We start from the raw sequence: 1,258 nt of genomic DNA, 5'->3' as shown, positions 1-1,258 counted from the left end.
TAATGGACCCCAAATTTCGGACAGGCAAATAAGGTGGTACTCTGCAACGTAAAGACATCTGAGGAAGAGGTAGCGAGATGCAGAGGAAAGTTTTCAGTGCTGAGTTCAAGGCCAAGGTTGCGATGGAAGCGCTGGCGGGTCGCAAGACGGTCAACGAGATTGCCGGGGTCCACGAGGTCCATCCAAACCAGGTGACCACTTGGAAGCGGGAAGCCCAGGAGGGATTGAAGGCACTGTTCGAATGCAAACGGGGCCGACGCCGCCCCGACGAGGGTCAGGAGGTCGAGGCGCTGTATGGTCAGATTGGGCGGTTGCAAGTCCAACTGGAGTGGTTGAAAAAAAAGTCCGGACTGAACCCACCGGGGTGAGGCGCGGCTGGATCGAACCCGGGGACCCCGAGGTCTCGCTAGTGGCCCAGTGCCAACTGCTGGGTCTGTCGCGGAGCGGTTGGTATGCATCACCGGTTCCCGAAGCGGGGCTGAATCAGGAACTGCGCCGGCGGATTGATCAGGAATATACGGCTCATCCGTTTTACGGGAGTCGGCGGATGACGGCGGTGTTGCGGCGCGCCGGCTATCCGGTCAACCGTAAACGGGTGATCCGGTTGATGGCCGAGATGGGATTGCAGGCGATTTACCCGAAGCCGGCGACGTCGACGCCCCATCCGGATCATCAGGTCTACCCCTACCTGCTGCGAGGGGTGACCGTGACGGTGCCCGATCAGGTATGGAGTACGGATATCACCTACATCCATGTGCCGGGCGGGTTCGTGTACTTGGCGGCGATCCTGGACTGGTACAGCCGCAAGGTCTTGGCGTGGCGGCTGTCGAACACTTTGGAAACCCGCTTTTGCCTGGAGTGCTTGGAGGAGGCGCTGGGGCAGAGCCAGCCCATCATCTTCAACACGGATCAGGGGACACAATTTACCAGTCTGGCCTTCACCAGGCGTCTGGCACAAGCCGGGATTCAGATCAGCATGGATGGGCGGGGACGGGCGCATGACAATATCTTTGTGGAACGGTTATGGCGATCCGTCAAATATGAGGAGGTGTATCCGAAGGCTTATGACACCTTGGATCAGGCCTACCAAGGACTGGAGGACTACTTCAAATTTTACAATGACCAGCGTCCTCATCAGGCGCTGAACAACCGAACACCCGCTGAGGTGTATGCCGACAGGCAAACCCTGTCGCCATGAGGCGCAGAGTGTCTCCACCTTAAATTCGGCTAAAAACTGTCTTGACCATGGGGTCCACTT

General features: G+C 58.1%; 1 protein-coding gene. It reads left to right on the top strand.

From position 1 onward, the window contains the following. Positions 1 to 77 precede the first annotated feature (77 nt). Positions 78 to 1,198, top strand: a protein-coding gene (locus tag BN874_RS10005) for an IS3 family transposase (RefSeq protein WP_420886120.1) whose coding sequence is annotated in 2 segments (ribosomal slippage) — positions 78 to 345 and positions 345 to 1,198 — 1,122 coding nt in all. Because the reading frame shifts where the segments join, the coding sequence is not laid out codon by codon here. Positions 1,199 to 1,258: the final 60 nt, after the last annotated feature.

Source organism: Candidatus Contendobacter odensis Run_B_J11 (assembly GCF_000531125.1).
GTDB classification, from domain to species: domain Bacteria; phylum Pseudomonadota; class Gammaproteobacteria; order Competibacterales; family Competibacteraceae; genus Contendibacter; species Contendibacter odensensis.
Note: the sequence above shows the minus strand (reverse complement) of the source record. Positions and strands in the feature narration are given on the sequence as shown.